Source organism: Rhodovulum sp. BSW8, from assembly GCF_003314725.1.
Taxonomy (GTDB): domain Bacteria; phylum Pseudomonadota; class Alphaproteobacteria; order Rhodobacterales; family Rhodobacteraceae; genus Rhodovulum; species Rhodovulum visakhapatnamense.
Genome location: NZ_QNVX01000049.1, coordinates 148,180 through 154,179, shown reverse-complemented (window position 1 = coordinate 154,179; position 6,000 = coordinate 148,180). Strand labels below are relative to the sequence as shown.

Sequence of the window (6,000 nt, the reverse complement as noted above, 5' to 3'; positions counted from 1 at the left end):
GCCCGGCCGACCTGGGCATTCAGCGTCTCGAAGCCCGTCTGCGCCTCGGCAAAGGCGGTCTCGGCCGCGGCGATGGCCTCGGTATCGGGCGTGTCCGCGCCTTCGAGGGCGGCCAGCGCATCGGCGCGGTCCTGCATCCGCTCGGCCGCCGCGCGGCGCTCGCGGCGCAGGTCGTTCAGGTCACGGGGTTTGGGCATGTCGGTCTCCTGGTTGGCAAAAGCAAAAGCCCCGCCCGGAGCGATCCGGACGGGGCGGCAAGTTCCCGAGGTCGGGAAGTTCAGAGCGTGGCGCGGGCCTGCGCGGCGGCGGCTTGCGCCAGGTGGCCCCGCCCGGAATTGCGGCGGGCGGCGGGCCTGGGCGCATGGGTGGCAAAGATCCGGTCATAGAAGGCCGCGCGGGTCTCGGCGCGGTCGGCGAGGCCGCGGGCGATGGCCGCTTCCGGCCCGAAGGTCGCCCCGCCATCGGCCGGATCGTCGGTCACCGACAGCCGCGCGGCCAGATCCTCGGGGGCGATGCCCCGGCCGCGGGCCACATCGGCATGGAAGGCCGCCTCATGGGCATCGAGATCGCGCAGGATCTCGGCCCGGCCGCCTTCGGTCTCGGGGTTCGGCAGCTTGGCCCGGGCATGGGTCGAGGTGAAGATCTGCCACCGGTTGCCCGCGCCATCGGGCCCGACCGGCCAGCCCGCCTGGCGCATGACGCCGATGGAGCCCGCGAGGCTGCCGGGCGTCATCGCAATATCCGAACACTGGCTGGCCAGGTGATAACCCATCGAGGCCGCCAGCGGATTGACCAGGGCATGCACGGGCTTGACCGCCGCCAGCGCCGCGATGGCCCCCGCCGCCGCCACACCGCCCAGCACCAGCCCGCCCGGCGTGTCGAACTCGATCACCACTGCCGCCACATCCTCGGCCGAGGCCAGCGCCCCGCAGGACGCCTCGATCCCGGCGAAGGTCGCCCAGCCGAGGAAGCGTTCGAGGATCTCGGCATTCGGCGTCAGCACCCCCCGCACCGGCATCACCGCCACGCCCCGCGCGACCGCGAACCGCTCGCCGCGCGCCACCTCGACGGGTCCGGCCAGGGCAGGCCCGGCGGCGGGGGTTGCGGGCAACGGCAGGCCCAGAAGCCCGGCCCCGAAGCTGCGGTCAAGCGCCAGGGGGGCGGCGCCCAGAAGGCTGGCAATCGTCGTTTCCATCAGTCCTTGTCCTCTTCCGTTCCGGTCCCGGCATCCTCTTTGCGGGTCATGTTCGCGGCCGGGTTCAGCCGGTCGCCGCCGTCGACGGGCGCGCGGCCATCCTCGGCGCGGGCCTCGTTCGCGGTCAGGAACGGGCCGCCCACCGCCGCCTTCAGCGCGTCGTACCGCTCCTTCGTCGTCGCCTGCATCAGCGCGTCGTAATCGTGCCGGAAGAACAGCCCGGCCCGCCGCTCGGCCTCGGTCAGCACGCCGAGCGCCAGCTGCGCCTCGACGAAGCCGCCCCAGTGCAACAGGCAGTCGGTCTTGTAGTCGATGGCCTGCTGCTGGCCGTTCGCCTTCACCCCGTGTTCCAGCATCTGCAGTTTCGAGGGCGGCACCCGGTAGATCGCGGCGATCTGTTCGCGGTCGAACTTGCGGCTTTCCAGAAGCTGCTGATCGGCGGCCGAGAGATCGAGCGACTTGATGTCGTCGGTCGCCCCGATGATCGGGATGCCGTTGGCCTCGGGGTCGATCAGGGCATTGCGGACCCGGCGGGCATTGCGGTGCCAGGCCTCGTCGTCCTCGTAGACATCCTCCATCTTCAGGACCGCGCGCATCTGCACCCCCGAGGCGGCGCGCGCCGCGGCTTCCTGACCGGCCAGCGCCAGGCCCACGGACTCGGCCGCGACCTGAAGCGGGCTGCGGCCGGTCCAGCCGTCCTCGGCCATGTAGCGCAGATGCACCATGGCGCGCGACGGCGCCCGGCGCTGGATGCCCGCCCCGTCCTCGAAGGCATAGAACCGCGCCCGGCCGTCGCGGAGCTCGGCGCAGAGATCGGGGCGGATCACATCGAGAAGCGTCAGCTCGCCCGCCCCGTCGCGCGGCGCATAGGCATAGGCCCGGCCGCGCAGCGCGAAGGCATAGACGAGGGCGAACCGCGCGACCCTCGCGGCCACGCCCGGCGCGGATTCCGTGTTCAGGAGGTACGTGGCGGCATGCTCGACCACCGGTTCGGCGCGGCTGGGGCCAAGCCGCTGGTAGAGCCGGAGCGGCACCTTGGCGAGATCTCCCGCGATCACGTTGCAGCAGGCAAAGACCGTGGCATGGCGTTGGGCCGCCAGCGGCGTCACCACCGGCAGCGAGCGCACGCGGGATTGCCCGCCCGCCCAGAGATCACTGAGCCACGGCGCGGGATCGCGCGTGCCCGAAGGTTCGACCGCAGCCATGGCGGCGGTGACCGGCGGCTCGCGCCGGGGTTCGGGCCGGGGGGCATCGGCCTTCCGGCCGCGCGTGAGGAAAGGAAGTCCGATCATACCGTTGCCACGTCCCGTGCCTTGCGTTTGCCCGCCTCGGCCTCGGCGCGGCCGAGCGCCATGATCGCGGCCACCGCCGGATCGATCCGCCCCTTCGAGCGCGCCTTGTTGGGCTTGATGTTCTCGGCCGCATCCTCGTCGCGATGCACATTGCCCACCGCCCAGGCCAGCACCGGATTGCCGCCATGCCGGATCCGCCCCTGCGCCACCGCGCGTTCGAAGCGCTTCATCGGCGAGGACATCGAGGCATAGCCCTGGCCGTGCTCGACCAGCGGGAACCGCCGCTTGACCAGCTCCTTCGCCACGTAACGCATCCCCCAGCGGTCATAGGACAGCTCGCGCAGATCGAAGCGCGCCCGGATCCACTCCAGCCGCTCGATCACCCGGTCCTCGTCGATCACGCCGCCGCCATGCACCTCCAGCCAGCCCTGATCGCGCCAGGCCACGTATTCCCGCTTTTCCGATTGCGCCCGCGCGATGAAGCCCTTCGGCCCCGAGGGCAGGAAGGAATAGCTGATCAGGAACACCTGCCCATCCTTCGGGATCGCGACGCAGATCGAGGTGAGGTCGGTCGTCTTCGACAGATCGAGCCCCACCCAGGCGGGGCGGCCGTAGAGCGCCTCGGGCGCGAAGGGCTCGGCGCCCTTGTCCCAGATCTCGCGCTCGATCCAGGACTGCGCGCCTTCCGTCCAGAGGTTCATGTGCAGCCGCCGGAAGTTCGGCATCTTGCCCGAGATCACCGTCGCCTCGCGGTAAAGTTCCGCGAACCGATCCTCGCTGAAGGCCACGCCCAGATTGGGATTGGCCATCTTCCAGGCCACCGGATCGCCCACGTCGCAATCGGCAGGCGGCTCGGCGACATAGGCAAAGAAGCTGTCATCCTCGACATCGCCGCGCAGGACGGTCGCGGAATACTCCCTCAGTTCGCCGCAGATCGAGGCCATGTCGGCCCCCGCCGTGGTGATCGCCCAGTCGATGGGCTGGGCGCGGGCGATCATCGAATTGACCACCACCTCGGCCAGTTCCCGGTCGGTCCAGCGGTGCACCTCGTCGCGGGCGACGAAGCTGGGGTTGATGCCGTCCGCCGAATTGCCGTCGCGGCTCAGCGTCCGGATCGTGCCATTGGTGATCGCGGTCGAGATCAGGTGCTTGTTGCCCGTGTCCATGAAGGCCGAGAGCGCGGGCGCGGCCTTGATCATCCGCCGGAGCTCGCGGAACAAGAGCCCCGCCTGATCGCGCGTCGTCGCGGTGCAGAAGCCCTGCGGCGCCGCCTCGCCGTCGAAGAGCTGGGTGTAGAGCATCGGCACCGCCGTGTCGGTCGTCTTGCCGTTCTTCTTCGCGACCTGGTGATAGGTGGTGCGGAACCGGCGCAGCCCGTCCGCCTGCTTCCAGCCGAAGACGGAGCCATGCCGGAAGACCTGCCAGGGCGTCAGGTCCAGCGGGCGGCCCGCCGCCGGACCCGTCGTGTGCTGGATCAGCCGGGCGAAGTTCAGCACGCGCGAGGCCGCCTTGCAGTCGAACCAGAGCCCGCGGTCGGCGCCCGTTTCCAGATCCATCAGATGGCGTTCGCAGGCCAGCCGCACCAGCGCGCCCGCCACCTCGCGGCCCTCGATCACGTCGAGCGCATAGCGCGACACCGGGTGATCAATCGGTTCCATCGAGGGTCCTCAGGATCTCGCCGAAGAGATCGCCCTGGCCGCCCGCGCTCATCCGCGCCTCGTCGACCGGCGTCATGCCGAACCGCGCCGCGAGCTGGTTCATGGTGGCAATGGCGTCCTGGCGCTGGCCCCAGACCGCGCGCTTCTTCTGCTGCCGCCCGTTCCGGGTCTCGACCTCGTACCAGCTGCCGAAGGCCGCGATGTCGCCGGTGAAGCGGATGACATCGGCCACGGATTCGCAATACATCGCGAACGGATCCTCATAGGCCGGATCGAGCCGCCGCTTCGCCACCAGCACCGGCGCGAGCCGGTCCCAGACATCGCGCCCCTCGGCGCTCATCCAGTCGGGCGCCTCGGGCACGGGCGCCGTCTGGTCGGCCTTCATCGGCACGACATTGTCGAGCTTCGGCTTCTGACCGCGCATCGGACCTCCCTTATGGGCTTATGTTCGTGGGCTTTTTTTGCCAATTCGGCCCGCGCAACAGGAAAGCTCCCATGCGCGGTTCCCGAGGGGGGCCCCGGATTTTTGGACACCCCCCGGTGTCAGTTGCGCCCGAGAACCTCGCGGGCGGTCTTGCGGCTGTGGCAGCTCTTGCAGAGCGCCTGCCAGTTCGAGCGGTCCCAGAACTTCGCCCGGTCGCCCTCATGCCGCGCGATGTGATCGACCTCGGTGGCCGGGGTCACGAGCCCCAGCCCCGCGCAATCGGCACAAAGCGGGTGGACCTCAAGAAACGCCGCCCGCGCGGTCTTCCAAGCGGGGCTCGCATAAAGCTTCGCGCGGCGGCGGATCTCTTCGGCCGTCTTGATCTTCGCCCGCCGCGCGCCGTTCCGCGCGATCCGCTCGGCCTCATGCTCTTCGCAGAGCGCCGCGCCAGGCACAGCGAGGTCGTCGCAGCCCGAGGCCGCGCAGAGCTTGCGGATCGTCATGGAGGAGGCCTCCCGGAACGCAGAACGCCCGCAGCGGGGTGATCCGCTCCGGGCGCAGCTTGGGTGACGGCACTATGTCAACCGGGCTGGAATCCCGTCAAGAAAAATGTTTCCGGGGCCGCGTCTCACGTCGCAATAGCCGCGCCGTTTCCGAGGGAATTACAAGAAAACCGCAACGCCGATCTCGCCCCGCATTGCAGGTTTCAATCCCATCGAACTGAAGAACGCAACGTTGCGACGAAATCGCACCGCACAATAGTGGATGGCGCAATCTTCCATTAACCGGCCGCCGTCATGACTGGACCACCCTGTCGTGTCAATGAGGAGACTCTCATGATCGGCCCCGTAACGGCGACCAGCGTGATGCCGGTTCGCAAGGAACAAACAGAACAGCAGACTGCCACTCAGGCCGATTTCAGGCTCAAGCTCGCGAACGCTCGACCGGTAACCCCGGAAGAGCTGGGCATCGAGCTCACCAAGGGCTCCGGTGAGTTCACGGCCATCCTGGCGGAATCCAATGCACGTTTGGAGTGGATGGAATCCGCCGAGGGCAAGGCCTGGCAGGCGGAGCAACTGGCAAAGCAGAATGCCCAGCCTGTCGAGCTTGCCGTCTACAAAGGCGGCCAGATGGTCGGGTTCATGGCGGGCGGGTTTTCAGGCCTGGGTTCCATGGGAGCCATCCTGCCCGACAATTGGGACAGCATGCGCACCGAAGACCTGAAGAAGGTGTTTCAAAGCCATGGTTTCAAGGTGGTCACCGCAAAGGATGGCTTGTCGATGAACCACGGCCAGGCCGCCAATATCTTGAACCGTTCCTAGCTTTCGGAAAGCGGACAAAAAGCGCTGAAGCCCAGCGACACGTGGCGCAATCTTCTATTAACCGGCCGCCGCCATCACTGGACCACCCTGTCGTGTCAATGAGGAGACT

At 68.7% G+C, this 6,000-nt stretch carries 6 protein-coding genes and 1 pseudogene; 1 reads left to right on the top strand and 6 read right to left on the bottom strand.

The window, feature by feature from the left end:
* The 6 genes and pseudogenes from DSD19_RS17795 to DSD19_RS17770 all read right to left on the bottom strand — a co-directional run.
* Nucleotides 1-197 (bottom strand): annotated as a pseudogene (locus DSD19_RS17795) (phage major capsid protein); the annotation flags it as partial.
* An 80-nt stretch (nucleotides 198-277) separates the two neighbouring features.
* Nucleotides 278-1,195 carry a S49 family peptidase gene (locus DSD19_RS17790; RefSeq protein WP_113670570.1) on the bottom strand — a complete coding sequence of 306 codons (918 nt, stop codon included), beginning with the start codon at nucleotides 1,193-1,195 and terminating at the stop codon, nucleotides 278-280.
* Nucleotides 1,195-2,487: a phage portal protein gene (locus tag DSD19_RS17785; RefSeq protein ID WP_113670569.1), complete on the bottom strand. Its 1,293-nt coding sequence runs from the start codon at nucleotides 2,485-2,487 to the stop codon at nucleotides 1,195-1,197. Before DSD19_RS17785 ends, DSD19_RS17790 begins: the two co-directional genes overlap by 1 nt.
* On the bottom strand, nucleotides 2,484-4,145 hold the full coding sequence (locus tag DSD19_RS17780) for a terminase large subunit (RefSeq protein WP_113670568.1): 1,662 nt from the start codon (nucleotides 4,143-4,145) through the stop codon (nucleotides 2,484-2,486). Before DSD19_RS17780 ends, DSD19_RS17785 begins: the two co-directional genes overlap by 4 nt.
* Nucleotides 4,132-4,569, bottom strand: coding sequence for a P27 family phage terminase small subunit (locus DSD19_RS17775; protein WP_113670567.1), 438 nt, complete (start codon nucleotides 4,567-4,569; stop codon nucleotides 4,132-4,134). Before DSD19_RS17775 ends, DSD19_RS17780 begins: the two co-directional genes overlap by 14 nt.
* Before the next feature lie 119 nt (nucleotides 4,570-4,688).
* Nucleotides 4,689-5,072: an HNH endonuclease signature motif containing protein gene (locus tag DSD19_RS17770; RefSeq protein ID WP_113670566.1), complete on the bottom strand. Its 384-nt coding sequence runs from the start codon at nucleotides 5,070-5,072 to the stop codon at nucleotides 4,689-4,691.
* 333 nt (nucleotides 5,073-5,405) lie between these two features.
* Between DSD19_RS17770 and DSD19_RS17765 the strand changes: the two genes are divergently transcribed.
* Nucleotides 5,406-5,891, top strand: coding sequence for a hypothetical protein (locus DSD19_RS17765; protein WP_113670565.1), 486 nt, complete (start codon nucleotides 5,406-5,408; stop codon nucleotides 5,889-5,891).
* The last annotated feature ends 109 nt before the right edge of the window (nucleotides 5,892-6,000 follow it).

Coding starts and splice junctions, on each gene's coding strand:
- DSD19_RS17790 (WP_113670570.1), bottom strand. CDS start 1,195: ATGGAAACGACGATTGCCAGCCTTCTGGGCGCCGCCCCCCTGGCGCTT.
- DSD19_RS17785 (WP_113670569.1), bottom strand. CDS start 2,487: ATGATCGGACTTCCTTTCCTCACGCGCGGCCGGAAGGCCGATGCCCCC.
- DSD19_RS17780 (WP_113670568.1), bottom strand. CDS start 4,145: ATGGAACCGATTGATCACCCGGTGTCGCGCTATGCGCTCGACGTGATC.
- DSD19_RS17775 (WP_113670567.1), bottom strand. CDS start 4,569: ATGCGCGGTCAGAAGCCGAAGCTCGACAATGTCGTGCCGATGAAGGCC.
- DSD19_RS17770 (WP_113670566.1), bottom strand. CDS start 5,072: ATGACGATCCGCAAGCTCTGCGCGGCCTCGGGCTGCGACGACCTCGCT.
- DSD19_RS17765 (WP_113670565.1), top strand. CDS start 5,406: ATGATCGGCCCCGTAACGGCGACCAGCGTGATGCCGGTTCGCAAGGAA.